Source organism: Sanguibacter gelidistatuariae, from assembly GCF_900096585.1.
Taxonomy (GTDB): domain Bacteria; phylum Actinomycetota; class Actinomycetes; order Actinomycetales; family Cellulomonadaceae; genus Sanguibacter; species Sanguibacter gelidistatuariae.
The window spans coordinates 64451-82570 of record NZ_FMYH01000007.1; the positions used below are offsets into that span (position 1 = coordinate 64451).

The following is an 18120-nucleotide window of genomic DNA, read 5'->3' on the forward strand; positions in this document are numbered from 1 at the left end:
ATGGTGCTTCGAGGATGTGCACGACGCGTAGGCCATCATTGGTCAGTCGAGTCGCAGATGCTCCGTCCACCCTCGCATGTGACGAAGTTGTCTGGACCACTTGCCAACACAGTGGTCTAGACCTGATGATGTGTCAAGCGTTACACCGAAATCCATCAGAGCATCCATCAGATCAGAGGAGGTGAGTCATGGCTGAGTCGCAGGCTGGGGACGCCCACGCCCACAAATACCTCGCGGTACGCGCCTATCTCACGGAGCTCATCACGACCGAGCTCGAGGCCGGAGACCCGGTTCCTTCCGAACGGACGCTCACTGAACGCTTCAGCGTCTCGCGGATGACCGTCCGACAGGCTCTCGACGCCCTCGTCGCCGAAGGGGCCCTGGTGCGCGAGCAGGGCCGCGGTACCTTCGTCGCCCGCCACTACGCGGACTTCGAGATGCGTCTGACGACCTTCGGTGAGGAGGCCCGACGACGCGGCCTCGACCCTGGGACCCGGGTCCTGGAGTTCGAGCAGGCGCCGGCCACGGCCCGTGTCGCGGCCGAGCTGGGGGTGGACGAGGGGGCGGCGATGCACCACGTGGTGCGGCTGCGCACCGCCGACGGTCGGCCCATGGGGCTCGAGCACTCGTGGATCCCAGTCGCGCTGATCCCCGACCTTCTCGACGACGGCGTGCCCGAGAGCCTGTACGCGGCGCTGCGCGACCACGGACTGGCCCCGACCTGGGGCGAGGACACGCTCACCGCAGCGGAAGCGACGCCCGTCGAGGCCGAGCTGCTCGGGCTCGACGGCCCACGGGCAGTCATGCGCACCCAACGGCGCACCTTCGCCGGTCAGGTCGCCCTCATGCTCTCCAAGTCGACGTACCGGGGGGACCGCTACTCCGTGTTCGTGCCGCTGCGCGAGGCGCGTCCGCTCCTCGTTCCCCGCCCGAGCCGCGCCTGAGCGCGTCACCCAGCATCAGTCCCAGACCCATCGCCCGACCCGGCGTCGTCCACGACAAGCCGACGAACACCCAGCGACTTCAGAGAGGAAGTCCCGCATGACAACCACCGACAACGAACGGGCCGCCGCCATCCTGGCCGCACTGGGAGGTGTTGACAACATCGTCGAGATCGACCCGTGCACCACCCGGCTGAGATCGGTCGTCAAAGACCCCGATCTGGTCGACGTAGCGGCACTGCGTGCCGCCGGCGCCTTCGGCGTGATGATGAACGGCCGCGTGGTCCAGGTCGTCGTGGGTCCGGAGGTCGACACGATCGCCTCCGAGCTCGCCGACCTCATGTGACCCTCACCCCAACGTTTGGCCGGCCTGCGCGTCCCGCGTGGACCGTGAGATGTCCCGGTCACGGCCGGTGCACGAGTACAAGGAGCACACCATGAGCATGGCAGCGCAGATCCTCGCGGCGCTCGGAGGCGACGAGAACATTCTCGACCTGGAGCCCTGCATCACCCGCCTGCGGGTCGAGGTCGAGGATCCGAGCCTGGTCGACGACGCGGCCCTGACCAGGGCGGGCGCCGTCGCGGTCGTGCACTCTGGCAATGCGATCCAGGTCATCGTCGGCCCGGAGGCCGACAACATCGCCTCTGACATCGAGGACCTCCGGTGAGCGCGGTCCCGCTGTCGGTGCTCGCCCCCGTGGCGGGCAAGACGGTGGACATCTCCGGGGTGGACGACCCGGTCTTCGCGGCAGGGCTCGTCGGCCCCGGGCTGGCGATCTTGCCCGACGCCGAGCTCGGCCGCCAGGTGGTCGCGCCGGTGAGCGGCACGATCGTCAAGCTTCACCCGCACGCCTTTGTCGTGAAGGTCCCGGACGGCCGTGCCATCCTGGTCCACCTCGGCATCAACACCGTCCAGCTCGACGGCGCCGGGTTCACGCTGCACGTCGCCCAGGGCGACGCGGTCACCCAGGGGGACGTGCTCATCACCTGGGACCCGACCGAGATCGAGCGCGGCGGCAGGTCCTCGGTGTGCCCCGTCGTCGCCCTCGGCGCGACCCCGGACGTCATCACGGCCGTGGACTCCGCCGACGTGACCGCCTCGCAAGAACTGTTCACCTGGTCCTGACCCCACCCATCTCCACCTGCCCTCCTCTCAGCGGAGTTTGTGGGGGGTTGGGGCGGTGGAGGCTCGGATGATCAGGCGGGACGTGACGGTCCGGGACTGGGGTGGGTCCGTGAGCCTGGCCATCCGGTCCAGGAGCAGGTCCGCGGCGAGCTGGCCGAGCTCGTCCGAGCGGCCCTCGATTGTCGTCAGCGCGGGCCGAGCCATCCCGTCGGGCAGGGCGTCGTCGCAGCCGATGATGCTCAGCTCCCCGGGCACGTCCACGCCCCGGTCGGCGCAGCGGGACTGCAGGCCGAGGGCCATCAGGTCGTCGTAGCAGATGACGGCGCCGTAGCCGGAGGCCAGGACACGGTCGGCCACCTGGCGGCCACCGTCGAAGGTGGGGCGGTGCGGTCCCCAGGTCGTGAGCATGATGCCGGAGGCTGCTGCGGCGTCGTGCAGGGCGCGTTCCTTGGCCTGGCCGGACCAGGAGCCGGCCGGGCCGGCGAGGTAGAGCACGCGGGTGTGCCCGAGCGCGGCGAGGTGCTCGATCGCGCCGGTGAATCCGGGGGCGACATCGATCACGGCGCTGTCCAGCCCGGCCAGCTGGCGGTTGGCCAGGACCACCGGGACCCGGGCGGCGAGGGCGCGGATCTCGTCGTCGGGCAGGCGGGAGGAGACGAGGATGATGCCGTCGGCCTGGCTCGTCATGCGGCGCGCGATGCGCAGCTCGGCGGCGGGGTCCTCGCGGGAGTCGCCGATGAGCACGCCGTGATCCTGGGCTTGCGCGGCCGACTCGATCGCGGCGAGCAGCGGGGCGAAGAAGGGGTTGGTGACGTCGGGCAGGATGACGCCGACATTCGCCGAGCGGCCGGTGACCAGGCCGCGGGCCGTGCGCGACGGCGTGTACCCGAGAGCGAGGGCCACCGCGCGGACCCGCGCAACAGTCTCGGGGAGCACCCGTTCGCCGCCGTTGAGCGCGCGCGAGACGGTCGCGATCGAGACGGCGGCGGCGGCGGCCACGTCTTTGATGGTGGCGGGCTTGGACGGGGCGCGGACGACTCCCGACGCGGGTGGGCGGTCGGTCAAGGAAGCCATCGGATCCTCGCTTCTGGTCTGGGTGCGCGGGTCAGGGGTCCGGGTCCGAATGTGCTCCGGGACTGGTCTGTCTCCCCTGAAGACGCTAGCATGTAAACGTTTCCGCACGCTCTCGCCCAACCTGATCGAGGACCCTCATGTCCCCCGAGCTCACCCCCACAGACCTCGCCCCCGGCGTCCCTGCCGGAGCCGCCCTTCTGCTGCTCCCGAGCGACGACGTCGCGGTCACCATCCGCGACCTGCCCGGCATCCCGCGCGGGCACAAGGTCGCCATGCGGTCGATCACGACCGGCACGCAGGTGCGCAAGTACGGGCAGTCGATAGGGGTGGCGACCCGCGACATCGTCGCGGGCGAGCACGTCCACTCCCACAACCTCGGGATGGACCTCGCCGAGCGTGAGCACGAGTTCGCGACCGTGCACCACGAGCTCACCGCTCCGGCGGGCCCCCGGCCGACCTTCCAGGGCTACCGCCGGGCGAACGGACGGGTAGGCACCCGCAACTACATCGGCATCCTCACCTCGGTCAACTGTTCGGCGAGCACCGCCAAGATGATCGCCGACCAGTTCCGCGGCCCGGTCCTGGACGAGTTTGATGACATCGACGGCGTCATGGCACTGACGCATTCCTCCGGCTGCGGGCTGGTGCCGGTCAGCGAGGGCGCGCGGATGCTCGTGCGGACGCTCAAGGGTTACGCCGAGCACCCGAACTTCGCCGGGATCCTCGTCGTCGGGCTCGGCTGCGAGATGATCGCGGTCGGCTCGCTGATCGACGGCCTGGACCTCTCCCCGGACACGGTCCTGGAGCACCTGACGATCCAGGAGTCCGGGGGTATCCGCGCGACCGTGCGCCAGGGGGTCGCCGCGATCCGCGGGATGCTGCCCGAGATCAACAGCCGCCGCCGAGAGACCTGCGACGTCGGAGAGCTCGTGCTCGGGCTCAACTGCGGCGGCTCGGACGGCTACTCCGGGATCACCGCGAACCCCGCCCTCGGCTTCGCCTCCGACCTCCTCGTCTCCTACGGCGGGGCGTCCGTGCTCGCCGAGACCCCCGAGGTCTTCGGGGCCGAGCACCTGCTCACCCGGCGCGCGGTGACCGAGGAGGTCGGCCGCAAGCTGCTGCGCCGGATCGACTGGTGGCAGAAGTACGCGGCCGACGGCGGGGGCTCGCTCGACAACAACCCCTCGCCCGGGAACAAGGCCGGTGGGCTCACCACGATCCTGGAGAAGTCCCTCGGCGCGGTCGCCAAGGGCGGCCAGGCGGATCTGGTCGAGGTGTACGAGTACGCCGAGCCGATCACCGCGAAGGGCTTCTCCTTCATGGACACCCCCGGCTACGACCCGGTCTCGGTCACCGGGCTGATCGCCGGCGGGGCGACCGTCGTGTGCTTCACGACCGGGCGCGGCTCGGTCCTGGGGGCCAAGCCGACGCCGTCGATCAAGCTGGCGACCAACTCCGAGCTCTTCGCCCGACAGGCCGAGGACATCGACATCAACTGCGGGCGGATCGTGGACGGCTCCGCGACCATCGAAGAGGTCGGCCGGGAGATCTTCGCCGAGATCCTCGCGGTGGCCTCCGGGAAGGTGACGGTGTCCGAGGACCTCGATCTTGGCCAGGACGAGTTCATCCCGTGGCAGCTGGGGACCGTGACCTGATCGGCTTGTCCGCCGAGGGGGGCGGCGCGACCGCAGCGGGCAGGTCGACGGTGACCAGGACGCATCCCGGACCAGGCTCAGGTGGAGCTGCGGCCGATCAGGCGGCTGGCGAAGCGTAGCCGCTGGGCCGGGCGCTGGGGCGCGTCGATCATGTCCAGCAGGAGCCGGACCGCGGCCTCGCCGATCTCCTGGCCCGGCACCTGCACGGAGGTCAGCGGGGGGTAAGACATCTCGGACATGAGGGAGTTGTCCACGCCGACGACGGCGACGCCGCCGTGTCCGACGACGCCGCCCACCGGCACGTCGAGCTCTCGCAGGCGCGCCACGAGCCCGAGCGCGATGAGGTCGTCATAGGCGATCACGGCGTCGTACCCGGCCGCCACGATGTCGTCGCCCGCGCGGGCTCCCGACTGCAGCTGTGGTTCGAAGGGGCCAAGCTCGACGAGGGCGACCCCGCGCGCGGTGCATGCGTCCCGGACCGCGGACCGACGCTCCTGGGCGGACCAGGACCTGGCCGGACCGCCCAGATAGCAGATCGTGGAGTGGCCGAGCGCGGCGAGGTGGGCGACGGCCTGGCCCATGCCGGTGTCCTCGGCGATCGCGACCGAGTTGAAGCCGGTGATCTCTCGGTTGACCAGGACCGTGGGGACCGAGGAGCAGACCGCGCGCAGCTCTTCATCGGTCGACCTCGGGGAGACGATGATCATGCCGTCGACCAGGCGTGACATGTCGGCGATCCGGCGCAGCTCCTCGGCCGGCTGCTCGTCGCTCTCGGACAGGATGACGCCCACCCCGTGCTGGGTCGCGCAGGCCTGGGCGCCCTTGATGACCGGCGGGAAGAAGGGGTTGGCGATGTCCGGGACGACGACGCCGAGCATCCCGCGACGGCCCGCACGCAGGGACTTCGCGGCAGCATTGGGCTGGTAGCCCATCGAGTCGGCGACCCCTTGGACGATCGTCCGCGTCGCGAGGCTGATCCGGGTCGAGCCGGCGAGCGCGCGGGAGACGGTCGAGATGGACAGTCCGGTGATCTCGGCGATGTCCCTGAGCGTCGCGGGCCCAGCACTCGTCCCCGGAGTTCCCGGTGTTCTCGGGACGTGCGGAGCTCCTGGGATGGTCATGTCGGCTCGCTCATTCATGGTGTCGTCATGATGTCACGCGTCGTCGGGTTTGCCATGTATCCAGTCGCCGCCGATCATCGTCGCCGCGACGGCAACGGGGCCCGCGTTGCCCTTGCGGGGAGCGGGGTCGAGGACGACGAGGTCCGCGAGGGCGCCGCCGGTCAGCGCCCCGATGCGGTCACTCATCCCCAGGACGCGGGCGGGCGTGGTGGATCCCATGGCCCACGCCTCGGCGAGCGGCCACCCCAGGTCGGACACGACGCGGGTGATCATCTGTGGGAGCAGGGTCGTGCTCCCACCGAAGCAGTCGTCGCCGATGACGACGGCGACGCCGCCCTCGACCTTGCGCGGCAAGGCGTCCCCGCCGAAGACCGTGCCCTCGGGCAGCCCGGCGCCGTCGACCGCGTCGGAGACGATGCACAGGTTGTCGCCGAAGCACTTGCGAGCGATCTCGAGGAGCTCCGGCGGCAGGTGCGGGCCGTCGGCGATCACCTCCGCGGTCATGCCGGTCTGGGACAGCGCGACCTCGAGCAGGCCGGGGACGCGGTGCCGGTTGAGCCGGTGCACGCTGCTCTGCCCGCTCCACAGGTGGGTGAAGTGGGAGGCGCCGGCCTCGCGGGCGGCTGCGACGTCGTCGCGCCCGGCTTCGCTGTGGCCCACGGAGGCGACGACGCCCCACGAGGTGATCTCCCGGATGAAGTCGGCCGCACCGGGGAGCTCGGGCGCGATCGTCACGATCCGCAGGACGCTGCGGAAGGCGCGTAGCGCATCGAGGTCCGCGGCGGACGGTTCCCGCAGGAGCGCCTGCGGGTGGGCGCCGCGTTGGTGCGGGGACAGATAGGGGCCTTCGAGGTGCACGCCGAGCAGGCGGCACCCGGGCGGCTGGGTCGGTGAGCCCTCGACTGCGGGACGGATGCGGTCGAGGGCCGCGAGGAGCTCGTTGAAGGGCCGGGTGATGAAGGTCGGCACGACCGACGTGACGCCCCGCGCCGCAAGATCAGCGCGCATGCTGGTCAGCTCGGCGGCGGTGGCCTCCTCGAAGGACTGCCCGGACATCCCGTGCATGTGCAGGTCGACGAGCCCGGGGGCGATGGTCGCCCCCGGGAAGTCGGTGCGGCGCACGCCGGCCGGAAGGTCCGCCCGGGCGCAGACGTCGACGATCCGGGCGCCGTCGACCACGACCGCGTGGTCGGTCAGGACGACATGGTCGACGAGCGCCGCGCCCGCGCGGCGCAGCGGGTCGCCGGTCACGATGCGGTCCGCAGTCAGGGCGTGGAGTGTCATTTCACCTCAGGGGTCGGGTGCGGACGGTGAGCGGTCGTTACATCACTGCACGGGCGATGCGAGCGTCGCCGCGTAGTCGCTGTAGGACTCGGGCTCGAGCAGGAGGAACGCGCGGGAGTGGTTGCGCAGCGCCGTGGCCGGCACCGCGGTGCTCACGTCCTCGCGCAGCGTCGCCGAGACGGCCGCGGCCTTGCGCTTCTCGGGCACGGAGACGACGAGCGTCCCTGCGGACAGCAGCGCCGGGACCGTGACGGAGAGGGCCTGCCGGGGGACGTCGTCGAAGGTGGGGAAGTGCCCTTCGTTGACCTGCTGCTGACGAGACGTGTCATCGAGGTCGACCACGCGTACCCACTGGGGGTCGTCGAAGAGTGCAAGATGGGGTTCGTTGAACGCGATGTGCCCGTTCTCCCCGATCCCCATGGCGATCACGTCGAGGGGGGCCTCGCGGAGCAGTGCGTCGTAGCGGGCGGCCTCCGCCTCGGCGTCGGGCGCGTCGCCGTCGATGTAGTTGACCTGGGCCGGGTGGAAGCGTTCCTCGACGCGCTCGCGGATCCACTTGCGGAAGCTCGCGGTGTGGTTGGCGTCGATCCCGACGTACTCGTCGAGGTGGAACACGGTCACGACGTCCCACGGCAGGTCGTGCTGGGAGAGGGCGGCCATGATCGGGTACTGGGAGTTGCCGGTCGCCACGACGGCACGGGCGCTGCCGTGGTCGGCGACGGCGTCACGGATCGCCTGGGCGAACGCCGCGGCTGCGGCCTCGCCCAGCCCTTCCACGTCCGGGTAGACGTGCGCGCTGAGCTGGTCGACGATGAATGTGTGGGTGGGGCTGTTCATGATTCTTCCTTTACGGCGGTGTCTAGACAGGTGGAGGTCAGTACTTGCCGGAGCCGATCTCGCGGTCCCAGATGTCGAAGGCCTTGACGAGGTTGTCCGAGTTGAGCTGCGTCTCGACCGGAACGCTCGCGATCAGGGCGTCGAGCTCGGGCCGGGCGAACTCGGAGATGAGCGCCTGGGTCTCCTCGGAGGCGAGGTCCAGGGTGGCGCTCTTGATGGCCGGGCCGGGGTAGATGTACCCGAAGTCGAAGGCGTGCGCGTTGTTCTCCGGTGCGAGGGAGTACTCGATGAGCTCGACGATCTTCTCGACACGGTCGGCGGACGCCCCGCGCGGGATCGCAAAGTAGAACCCGTCTCCGACCCAGGTGAAGTCGTCGAAGGTTGCGATCTCGATCCCGTCCGGGATCCGCCCGTCGCTTCGGGACTCGATGTCCCAGCCGAGGGAGATGGGGGTCATGGACCACGAGCCGTCGGCGATGTTGCTGACTACCTGGCCGGTCCCGGTCGGGTAGGTGCCCACGTACTGGTTGAGCTCCTTGAGGTACGCCCAGGTCTTGTCCCACCCGTCGACCGGGTCGGAGGGGTCGTCGTCACCGAGGGCGTAGGGCAGGCCCTGCAGCCAGGTGCGGCCGGGGCCGGAGTTTGCCGGACGGGCATAGCCGAACTCGCCCGGGTGGGCCTTCGCCCAGTCGAGCACGTCCTGCGGGCTGGTGGGGATGTCGGCGCCGGTGATGGTCGCTGAGTTGTACCAGACGAGCGGCCCGTTCGGGGTGTAGCTGTACAGCACGCCGAAGCCGTCGGCGAGCTCTTGCTGCTTGCGCGCGGAGTCGAGGTAGCCGGACTGGTTGCTCAGCTGGTCGGCGTAGTCGGTCGCGATCGGGATCCACAGGTCCTGGGAGACGCCCGCGGCGAGGCCGTCGCTCCCGGTCAGGACGACGTCGATCGAGAGCTGGCCGGAGTCGACCTGCGGCTTGATGGTCCCGACGATGTCGGGCGCTCCACCCGTCTCCCAGGTCACCGACGAGATGACGTCGGGGTGCTCGGCGATGAAGTTGTCCACGATGCGCTCGGTCACCCGTTGGGCGCCGCCGACATCGAGGATGTTGATCGCGATGGGGCCGCTGGACGAGCTGGCGCTCGACGAGGTGCCGTCGGTCGCTTTTGGTTCTGTGGGGCTGGACGGGGCTGTGCACCCGGCGACGAGGAGGCTGAGGACGGTGACCGAGAGTGCGGGCATGAAGATCGTCTTTGATCGCATGATTTCCACTTCGTGACGGCGGGTCCTACGCGGTGACGAAGCGTCACTGCAGGACTGGACACCCCGACTGTACAAACGTTTGCGCACAGGCGCAATAGTCTGGGACATCGAGATTCTCAGCGGAATGGCGGAGCGTAGGACGAGCACGGGTGTCGCAAGCGCACTTCCCGGACCGCCATTGTGCAAACGATTGCGCGAATGCCCGTCGGACCTACGAGTGCCCGTCGGACCTACAAGTGCCCGTCGGACCTACAACAAGGGCGAGGGCGCAGGGAGAGGACAAACGCTCGCGTCCCCTCCTTGCGCCCTCGCCCTCCCGGGGTCTACCAGTCGTGCACGGTCCCGTCCTGCAACCGGTTGACCGGCAGGTACGCCGGCGTGTACTCGAATGTTGCCGCGGCGTCCTCGTCGAGGTCCACGCCCAGCCCGGGGTTCTCGCCCGGGTGCAGCAGCCCGCCGGTGAAGGTGTAGCTCGTCCGGAACACCTCGAGGGTCTCGGCGGAGTGCTGCATGTACTCCTGGATGCCGAAGTTGTGGATGGCCATGTCGATGTGCAGCGCGGCGGCCATCCCGACGGGGGAGATGTCGGTCGGCCCGTGCATGCCGGACTTGATGCCGTAGACCGCGGCGAAGTCGAGCAGCTTCTTCATCGCCGTCACGCCACCGGTGTGCGTGACGGCGGACCGCACGTAGTCGATGAGGCGCTCGGTGATGAGCGTCTGGTAGTCGAAGACGGAGTTGAACACCTCGCCGATCGCGATCGGCGTCGTGGTGTGCTGACGGACCAGGCGCAGGGCGTCCTGGTCCTCGCCGGGGGTGCAGTCCTCGAGCCAGAAGAGGTCGTAGGGCTCGAGCGACTTGCCGAGCTTGGCCGCCTGGATCGGGGTCATCCGGTGGTGGCCGTCGTGCAGGAGCGGCAGCTCGGGACCGAACTCGTTGCGTACGGCCTCGAAGACGGTCGGCACATGGCGCAGGTAGGCGCGGGTGTCCCAGGCCTCCTCGACCGGGAGCGGGCGGCCGTCGACGACGTTGCGCTTGGCCGGCTCGTAGTCGTACCGCGCGCCGGGCTTCTGGTCAGAGGCGACGCCGTAGACCTGGCCCAGGCCCGGCACGCCGGTCTGGATCCGGATGGCCTTGTAGCCGAGCTCGAGGTGGTTGCGGATCGAGTCGAAGAGGGCCGGGATGTCCGAGCCGGAGGCGTGCCCGTAGGCCAGCGCCCCGGTCCGGGACGCGCCACCGAGCAGCTGGTAGAGCGGCAGGCCGGCGACCTTCGCCTTGATGTCCCACAGGGCCATGTCGACCGCGGCGATCGCGGCCATCGTGATCGGCCCGCGGCGCCAGTACGCCCCGCGATAGAGGTACTGCCAGGTGTCTTCGATGTTGTTCGCCTCGCGGCCGATGAGCAGTGCGGCGACGTGGTCGGTCAGGTAGCTCGCGACGGCGAGCTCCCGTCCGTTGACGGTCGCGTCACCCAGCCCGACGACGCCGTCGGAGGTGGTGATCTTGAGCGTGACGAAGTTCCGCCCGGGGCTGGTGACGACGACGCTCACGTCAGTGATCAACATGGGGTTCCGATCCAGGAGTAGAGAGGGCGCGTGGTGCGTACGCGGCGAGCGGCAGGTTGTAGGCGAGGTCGACCGCGGTCTCGACGGCTTCGTCGAGGTCGAGGCGGTGCTCGGCGACCAGTCGGGCCAGGTATCCGGCGTCGATTCGGCGGGAGAGGTCGTGCCGGGCCGGGATCGAGGCGAAGGCCCGGGTGTCGTCGACAAAACCGGTCGTGTTGTAGAAGCCGGCGGTCTCGGTCGCGGTGTCCCGGAAGCGGCGCATGCCGTCGGGGGAGTCGAGGAACCACCACGGCGCACCGAGCTTCATGGCCGGGTAGACCCCTGCCATCGGGGCGAGCTCGCGGGAGTACACGGTCTCGTCGATCGTGAACACGATGATCCGGAAGCCGGGGTGATGGCCGAACGCCTCGAGCAGCGGGCGCAGCGCCCGCGTGTACTCGACCGCGACCGGCACGTCGTATCCCTTGTCCGCGCCGAAGGTCCCCAGCATGGCCCGGTCGTGGTTGCGCAGCACCCCGGGGTGCAGCTGCATGACGAGCCCGTCCTCGGCGGACATGGCCGCCATCTGGAAGAGCATGTGACCGCTGAACGCCTGCGCCGCGACCGCGTCGACGGGCGCCCCTCCCAGGGCGAGGTCGAAGATCCGGCTCGCTTCGGCGTCGGACAGCGGGGTGGTGTCGGCGAGCAGGTGACCGTGGTCGGTGGCCCGCGCGCCGGCCGCGATGAAGGCCTGGCGACGCTGGCGCAGGGCCGCCAGGAACGTCGCATAGGAGACGACGTCGATGCCCGACGCCGCACCGAGCGCGGCGATGTCGGCGGCCCAGCCGGCGTGGTCGAGGTGGAGCAGCGGGTCGGGCCGGAAGGTCGGCACGACCTTGTCGCCCCAGCCCTGGGCGGCGAGGCTCGCGTGGTGGGCGAGGTCGCTGCTGGCCGAGTCGGTCGTGGCCAGGACCTCGATGTTGAAGCGGTCGAAGAGCGCTCGCGGCCGGTAGGCGTCCGTGGTCAGGACCTCGGAGAGGTGGTCGTAGATCGCGTCGGCGGTCTCGGCGCTGGGGCGCTGGTGCACGCCGAAGACCTCGACGAGCTCGTGCTCCATCCAGTACCTGGTGGGGGTGCCGCGGAACAGGTGCCAGTTCTCGCAGAAGGTTCGCCAGATCGCGCGGTGGTCCGTGCGGGGGGTGATCGGGCTCGCGGGATCGAGCGGTGCGCCGCCCATGTGGGCGACGCCGTCGGGGCTCGTGCCCTGGGACACGATCATCCGCACGAGGTAGTGGTCGGGGATGATCAGCAGCTCGGTCGGGTCGCCGAAGAGCGGGTTCTCGTCGAGCACCTGGGCATCGACGTGGCCGTGCATCGAGACGATCGGGAGGTCCTTCGTCGCGGCATAGATCTCCCGCGCGAGCGGCCTGGTGACCGGGTCGGCGGGCAGCGCCCGGTCCGGGTGGAGCGTCCAGTGCTCGGGGTCGCCGGCTCGGGTCGTGGTGGTGGTCGTGGTGGTCAGGGTGGTCTGTGCAGATCCCGCTGTGGGGAATTCTGTCACGTGCTGTGCAGTCAAGTCCGCCTCCTCGTTGAAACAGACTGCGATCGTTTGCAGTTCATGGTGCACGGGTCTGGCCGCGAGCGCAACCCTGAAATATCGCGGAGTGGTCGCAGTCGCACGTGGTCTATAACGAATCCGCATCGTCGACTTGACGGATGACCACAATCGTTTGCAGACTGTTCCCGACGGCGCAGTGTGGCGTGGGTCATACCCGGTGATCCCGGGTGGTCCAGGTCGCTCAGGCGTCGAGGCTGCGTCCCAGACGCAGCTCGCAAGTCCCGAGACAGGCCCGAGACGAGGAGGTGGACCCATGGCAACAGGACCGATGGCAACAGTGCGTGACGTAGCCGCGATGGCACGGGTGTCTATCTCGACCGTCTCCCGTGCCCTGTCTGCCCCGGACATGGTCAACGAGGTCACCCGGCAACGAGTGATCGACGCAGCCCGGGAGCTGGACTACCGTCCCAACCCGGCTGCTCGGGGACTGCGCGTGGGCAAGACGAACAATCTTGGACTCCTGATCCCCGACCTGGAGAATCCCTTCTTCGCCTCGGTGACCAAGGGCGTGCAGAGCAGGGCGCGGGCGGCCGGCTACGCCGTCTTCGTCGCGGACTCCGACGAGGACCCCGCGCAGGAGATCGAGCTCATCGGCAACCTCGCCACCCAGGTCGACGGCATCATTCTCGCCTCACCCCGGGCGCCGAGCCAGGACATCCTCGACGCCACGGCAGGCAAGACCGTCGTCATGCTCAATCGTGAGGTCGGGGACATCCCCTCCATCACGATCGACAACGCCGACGGGGTCCTCCAGGCGGTCAGCCACCTGCGAGCCCTCGGGCACCGCACGATCGCCTACGCGAGCGGACCCGTCCACTCGTGGTCCGGTGAGGAGCGGCGCAAGGGGATGGTGGCTGTCGCTGAGCAGTTCCCCGACCTCACCGTTGTCCAGCTCGGCAACTTCCGTCCCTACTTCTCCGGCGGCTACCCTGCCGCGGACATCGCGGTCGCGAGCAGCGCGACCGCAGTCATCGCCTACAACGACCTCATGGCGCTGGGCATCATCGACCGGCTCCGTCAACGGGGTATCTCCGTCCCCGACGACATGTCCGTCGTGGGCTTCGACGACGTCCCTGTCGCCTCCCTCGTCTCCCCGGCCCTCACGACGATCCAGATCCCGCTCGCGGGCCTGGGCCGCCGCGGCGTCGACCTCCTGGTCGAGCGCCTCGAGGGTGCGGTCGACGTGACCACCCGATCCGAGGTTCCTGTCGAGCTCATCATCAGGAACTCCACCTCCGTGCCAGCCGCGAGTCCAGCAGCTAGCACTCCGTAGAACAACCAGCAGTCACCTTTGGTGGGCGGCAACGATGCCACCCGTCTTCCCACCTGCGGACATCGCTGTCTGCAGGAAAAGAAAGGTATGTCCAGATGCGCTATCCCAAGAGACTCCAGCTCGCCGCCGGCGTGCTCACCCTCGGCCTCGTCGTCTCCGCGTGCTCCGCCCCGAGCACCAGCTCGGGCAACACGACGACGGCTCCCGGGGCCTCGGCTGCTCCCGCCGGGGTGCCGGACAAGCCGTCCGCCCCCGTCACGCTGAACATCCTCGACGTGGCCGGCAACCAGAAGCTCACCGGTGGCATGGTCGACGCCTTCGTCGCCGAGCACCCGGACATCATCTCCGCCGTCACGTGGGAGAGCGGTGGCGCCCCCGACCTCGTGGGGACGATCAAGCCGCAGGTCGACAGCGGCAAGCTGCAGATCGACCTGGTGCTGACCGGGACCGACGGGCTCTCCGCCGGGATCGGCCAGGACCTGTGGATCCCGCTCGTCAAGGACTTCGGCGACCGGATCGACAACCAGGCGAACTACATCGAGCCGGCCGCGAAGATGCAGGAGCTCGCCGAGGGCTACGGAGCCGTCGTCACCTACTACCCGTCCGGGCCGCTGCTGCAGTACAACCCGGACGCCGTGACCGACGTCCCGAGCACCCCCGAGGAGCTGCTCGCCTGGGCCAAGGCGAATCCGGGCAAGTTCGGCTACGCCCGTCCCGCCAACTCCGGCCCCGGCCGCACCTTCCTCCAGGGCCTGCCGTACATGCTCGGCGACACCGACCCGAGCGACCCGGTCAACGGCTGGGACAAGACGTGGGCCTACCTCAAGGAGCTCAACCAGTACGTCGACAGCTACCCGACCGGGACCGGCCAGGTCATCACGAACATCTCCGACGGCACCTGGAGCATGATCCCGACCACGACCGGCTGGGAGATCGAGCCCCGCGCCGACGGCCGCGCCCCCAACACCCTCGAGGCCGCCGCCTTCGACGACTTCACCTGGGTCACCGACGCGCACTACGCCGTCATCCCCAAGGGCCAGACGGACGACAAGACGTCCGCGATCCTGCTGCTCCTGCAGTACATGCTTACCCCCGAGGTGAACGCGATGGCCTACGACCACGGCTACTTCTACCCCGGCCCGGCCATCAAGGGCGCAACCCTCGACCTCGCCCCGCAGGCCAGCCAGGACGTCATCACCGAGTTCGGCCGTGACTGGTACGACGCGCTCATCGAGGAGAAGCCGAAGGCGACCCCGCTCCCCGCGGACCAGCTCGTCATCGCCTTCGACACCTGGGACCGCGAAATCGGCGCCGGAAAGTACTGAGAGGCATACCTGATGGCAATCACGGCTAGCGCGTTCGAGTCACTGGAACTGAAGGATGTCGGACGAAGCTTCGGAGGGCATGACGCGCTCGTCGGCCTCAACCTGACGATCCGAGCAGGGGAGTTCATCGCCCTGCTCGGGCCGTCGGGTTGCGGGAAGTCCACCGCGTTGAACTGTCTCGCCGGGCTGCTCCCGCTCACCCACGGGACGATCAGCATCGATGGCAAGAGGGTCGACACCCTCCCGTCGGAGAAGCGTGGCTTCGGCATGGTCTTCCAGAACTATGCGTTGTTCCCGCACCTGAGCGTCGAGAAGAACGTCGCCTTCGGGCTGCAGATGCAGGGCACTCCCAAGGCGGAGCTGAAGGCCCGGGTGGCCGAGGCGGTCGCCCTGGTCAAGCTCGAGCAGCACACCAAGAAGCTGCCCGGCCAGCTCTCCGGCGGTCAGCAGCAGCGCGTCGCGATCGCCCGCGCAGTGGTGCTGCAGCCCAGGCTCGTCCTCATGGACGAGCCGCTGTCCAACCTCGACGCCAAGCTGCGTCTGGACATGCGCACCGAGATCCGGCGTCTGCACCAGTCGCTCGGGCTGACCACCTTCTACGTCACCCACGACCAGGAGGAGGCGCTCTCCCTCGCGGACCGTCTGGTCGTCCTGCGCGAGGGTCGGGTGCAGCAGATCGGAACCCCCGCCGAGCTCCACAACAAGCCGTCCAACTGGCACGTCGCGGACTTCATGGGCTACCGCAACCTCATCGACCTCACGGTCGAGGCGGTCTCCGGCGAAGACGTACGGGTCAGCGGTGCGGGCTTCTCGCTCAACGGTCACGCCGCCCAGCAGGTGCACAAGGGGGAGTCCGTCCGTCTCGCCATCCGTCCCGAGGACCTCACGGTCGTCGAGCCGGGCGACAGCGTGCGGGACGGCAACACCATCAGCGCCACCGTCGCGGTCGTGGAGTACCAGGGGCGGGAGTTCGCCGTCGGTGTCCAGACCGCCGAAGGTCAGACGCTCCACGTGCGCTCGGCGCACGCACCGCAGATCGGCGACCGTGTGACGCTCACGGTGTCGGCCTCCCGGGCGCTCGTCTACCGCTCGAGCCTCGACGAGGACTCGGCCGGGTCCACGCCCGAGCTGGAAGAGGTGCGGGCATGAGCACCGCCGTGGATTCCCGCCGACCGGGCGGGGACTCGGCCGGTGCACCGCGAGGCGCAGGTCAGCGCAAGAGCTCGGCGAGCCTGCGTCACCGGCTCGCCGAGCGGGGCATCGACAAGAGCCTCGTCATGCTCGTGCCGGCTGCGGTGTTCTTGATCGCGCTCTTCGTCTACCCCTTCACCTATGGCATCGGGCTGACGTTCCAGCCCTCGCTGCTCCAGCAGGAGAAGTGGGGCGGGGGGATCTTCGCCAACTACCTGGCGTTCTTCAAGGACCCCTTCGTCTTCGACTCGATCTGGCTGACCATGCGGCTCGCGCTGCCGGCCGCCCTGATCAACGTGCTCGCCTCGATCCCGGTGGCCTTCAAGCTGCGTGGGAAGTTCCGCGGCAAGCGCTTCATGACGACGCTGCTCGTGCTGCCGATCACCCTGGGCACCGTGCTCACCGCGCAGGGCCTGCTGATCTTCGCCGGACGCCAGGGGTGGCTCAACCGCTTCCTCATGGAAGTTGGGATCATCGACGCACCGCTCCAGCTCGTCAACAACTACATCGGTGTGCTGTTCTCGCTGATCATCACAGGCTTCCCCTTCGCGTTCCTGCTCATCTCCTCCTACCTGTCGGGGATCGACCCGTCGTTGGAGGCAGCCGCGAGGACGCTCGGTGCGGACTGGAAGCAGCGGTTCCGCCGCGTCATCCTTCCGCTGCTCGCACCCGGACTGGCGACGACGTTCATCCTCACCTTCGTGCTGGCGTTCTCGGTCTTCCCCTCCGCCCGCCTCGTCGGTGACGCGATGGGCTCGACCCGCGTGATGTCGCTCATGGCGTTCCGGGCCTTCGGGGAACAGAACGACTACCCGATGGCCTCGACCATCGCGATCATGATGGGTGTCGTAGAGCTCGCCGTGATTGCGCTCGTGCTGCTGTGGAGGTCCTTCCTCTACAAGGGATCGACTGGAGGTAAGGGCTGATGGCCACCGATGTGATCGCTACGACACCCACCGCAGGTCCGCAGACCCCCGGATCCGAGCGCGCGCGCAAGCGTGCGACCCGGGCCGCACGGTCGGGGCGGGCCCCGGGCGAAAAGGCCTTGGTGGCCGCGCCCAGCACCTGGTTCGTCTGGGCCGGGATGGCGGCCTTCCTCATCTTCCTGCTCGGGATACTCACCTCGGTGATCGTCGACTCCTTCGGCAAGTCGTGGTTCAGCACGTGGCTGCCGGAGGTCTTCACCCCCCAGTGGTACGCCAAGTCGTGGGAACGGTTCGACCTCACCCACGTCATCGGGGTGACACTCACGGTCGCCGTGAGCGTCGTGGTGCTCTCCGTCCTCATCGGGGTGCCGGCCGCCTACCTGCTAGCCCGGCGAGACTTCCCCGGCAAGAAGCTCCTCAGCCTGCTGTTCCTGCTGCCGATCCTCATGCCGCCGATCACCTTCGGCATCCCGCTCGCCACGGTTATGTACAACCTGGGCCTGGGACGCACGATCTGGGCGGTCATCCTGGTAAACCTCGTGCCGTCGGTGCCCTTCGTCATCATGACGATGACGCCGTTCATCGAGCAGATCAACCCGTCGATCGAGAACGCCGCCCGGATGTGCGGGGCGAGCATGCGTCAGGTGTTCACGAGGGTCCTCGCGCCCCTGCTGATCCCTGGGATCCTCGCCGCGGCGATCCTCGTCCTCGTGCGCACGGTCGGCATGTTCGAGCTGACCTTCCTGGTCTCCGGCCCGCAGTCGGACACGCTCGTCGTAGCCATCTACCGGGCGATGACCAGCGCAGGAGGCGGTGAGGCCCGCCAGCTCGTCTCGGCCATGGCCGTGATGTACACGATGACGATGATGATCATCCTCGTCGTGGCCCTGCGGTTCGTGAACCCGACGCAGCTCGTCGCTCGCGTCAAAGACTCCCGAGAGGACTGA

The 18120-nt window shown here is 69.0% G+C and carries 17 protein-coding genes; 10 read left to right on the forward strand and 7 right to left on the reverse strand.

What is annotated here, in order from left to right:
- Positions 1 to 188 precede the first annotated feature (188 nt).
- The 4 genes from BLQ50_RS14745 (at position 189) to BLQ50_RS14760 (ending at position 2067) form a co-directional block, all read left to right on the forward strand.
- Complete coding sequence (locus BLQ50_RS14745) at positions 189 to 944, forward strand: GntR family transcriptional regulator (RefSeq protein ID WP_093185205.1); 756 nt, start codon at positions 189 to 191, stop codon at positions 942 to 944.
- Between the two features lie 97 nt (positions 945 to 1041).
- The gene (locus BLQ50_RS14750; protein WP_093185207.1) at positions 1042 to 1287 is read left to right on the forward strand and encodes a PTS sugar transporter subunit IIB; all 246 of its coding nucleotides are present in this window, start codon (positions 1042 to 1044) and stop codon (positions 1285 to 1287) included.
- Positions 1288 to 1336: 49 nt separating this feature from the next.
- Positions 1337 to 1609 carry a PTS sugar transporter subunit IIB gene (locus BLQ50_RS14755; RefSeq protein ID WP_093185210.1) on the forward strand — a complete coding sequence of 91 codons (273 nt, stop codon included), beginning with the start codon at positions 1337 to 1339 and terminating at the stop codon, positions 1607 to 1609.
- Complete coding sequence (locus BLQ50_RS14760; RefSeq protein WP_093185212.1) at positions 1606 to 2067, forward strand: PTS sugar transporter subunit IIA; 462 nt, start codon at positions 1606 to 1608, stop codon at positions 2065 to 2067. The genes BLQ50_RS14755 and BLQ50_RS14760 overlap by 4 nt, the downstream gene beginning before the upstream one ends.
- Before the next feature lie 27 nt (positions 2068 to 2094).
- Here the strand turns inward: BLQ50_RS14760 and BLQ50_RS14765 are convergent, their stop codons facing one another.
- Positions 2095 to 3141, reverse strand: coding sequence for a LacI family DNA-binding transcriptional regulator (locus BLQ50_RS14765; protein ID WP_093185215.1), 1047 nt, complete (start codon positions 3139 to 3141; stop codon positions 2095 to 2097).
- A gap of 137 nt (positions 3142 to 3278) precedes the next feature.
- On the opposite strand from BLQ50_RS14765, the gene BLQ50_RS14770 reads away from it, so the two are divergent.
- Positions 3279 to 4796 (forward strand): UxaA family hydrolase, encoded by a 1518-nt coding sequence (locus BLQ50_RS14770; protein ID WP_093185217.1) that lies wholly within the window; start codon positions 3279 to 3281, stop codon positions 4794 to 4796.
- Between the two features lie 77 nt (positions 4797 to 4873).
- On the opposite strand, the gene BLQ50_RS14775 is transcribed toward BLQ50_RS14770, so the two are convergent.
- The 6 genes from BLQ50_RS14775 to uxaC form a co-directional block, all read right to left on the reverse strand.
- Positions 4874 to 5917, reverse strand: a complete 1044-nt coding sequence (locus BLQ50_RS14775; protein ID WP_175559149.1) for a LacI family DNA-binding transcriptional regulator — start codon at positions 5915 to 5917, stop codon at positions 4874 to 4876.
- A 33-nt stretch (positions 5918 to 5950) separates the two neighbouring features.
- A complete protein-coding gene (gene nagA, locus BLQ50_RS14780) occupies positions 5951 to 7201 on the reverse strand; it encodes an N-acetylglucosamine-6-phosphate deacetylase (RefSeq protein WP_093185222.1) in 1251 nt (416 codons plus the stop codon).
- A 42-nt stretch (positions 7202 to 7243) separates the two neighbouring features.
- Positions 7244 to 8038: a 6-phosphogluconolactonase gene (locus tag BLQ50_RS14785; RefSeq protein WP_093185225.1), complete on the reverse strand. Its 795-nt coding sequence runs from the start codon at positions 8036 to 8038 to the stop codon at positions 7244 to 7246.
- A 37-nt stretch (positions 8039 to 8075) separates the two neighbouring features.
- Entirely contained in the window at positions 8076 to 9296 is a 1221-nt protein-coding gene (locus BLQ50_RS14790; RefSeq protein ID WP_093185227.1) for an extracellular solute-binding protein, read from the reverse strand.
- Positions 9297 to 9619: 323 nt separating this feature from the next.
- Positions 9620 to 10861 (reverse strand): D-mannonate dehydratase ManD, encoded by a 1242-nt coding sequence (gene manD / locus BLQ50_RS14795; protein WP_093185230.1) that lies wholly within the window; start codon positions 10859 to 10861, stop codon positions 9620 to 9622.
- The gene (gene uxaC, locus BLQ50_RS14800) at positions 10848 to 12362 is read right to left on the reverse strand and encodes a glucuronate isomerase (RefSeq protein WP_245701294.1); all 1515 of its coding nucleotides are present in this window, start codon (positions 12360 to 12362) and stop codon (positions 10848 to 10850) included. Before uxaC ends, manD begins: the two co-directional genes overlap by 14 nt.
- A gap of 349 nt (positions 12363 to 12711) precedes the next feature.
- On the opposite strand from uxaC, the gene BLQ50_RS14805 reads away from it, so the two are divergent.
- The 5 genes from BLQ50_RS14805 (at position 12712) to BLQ50_RS14825 (ending at position 18120) form a co-directional block, all read left to right on the forward strand.
- Positions 12712 to 13731: a LacI family DNA-binding transcriptional regulator gene (locus BLQ50_RS14805; protein WP_245701270.1), complete on the forward strand. Its 1020-nt coding sequence runs from the start codon at positions 12712 to 12714 to the stop codon at positions 13729 to 13731.
- 95 nt (positions 13732 to 13826) lie between these two features.
- Positions 13827 to 15056 carry an extracellular solute-binding protein gene (locus BLQ50_RS14810; protein WP_093185238.1) on the forward strand — a complete coding sequence of 410 codons (1230 nt, stop codon included), beginning with the start codon at positions 13827 to 13829 and terminating at the stop codon, positions 15054 to 15056.
- A gap of 12 nt (positions 15057 to 15068) precedes the next feature.
- Positions 15069 to 16205, forward strand: a complete 1137-nt coding sequence (locus BLQ50_RS14815) for an ABC transporter ATP-binding protein (protein ID WP_093185241.1) — start codon at positions 15069 to 15071, stop codon at positions 16203 to 16205.
- A complete protein-coding gene (locus BLQ50_RS14820; protein WP_093185243.1) occupies positions 16202 to 17173 on the forward strand; it encodes an ABC transporter permease in 972 nt (323 codons plus the stop codon). Before BLQ50_RS14815 ends, BLQ50_RS14820 begins: the two co-directional genes overlap by 4 nt.
- Complete coding sequence (locus tag BLQ50_RS14825) at positions 17173 to 18120, forward strand: ABC transporter permease (RefSeq protein ID WP_093185246.1); 948 nt, start codon at positions 17173 to 17175, stop codon at positions 18118 to 18120. The genes BLQ50_RS14820 and BLQ50_RS14825 overlap by 1 nt, the downstream gene beginning before the upstream one ends.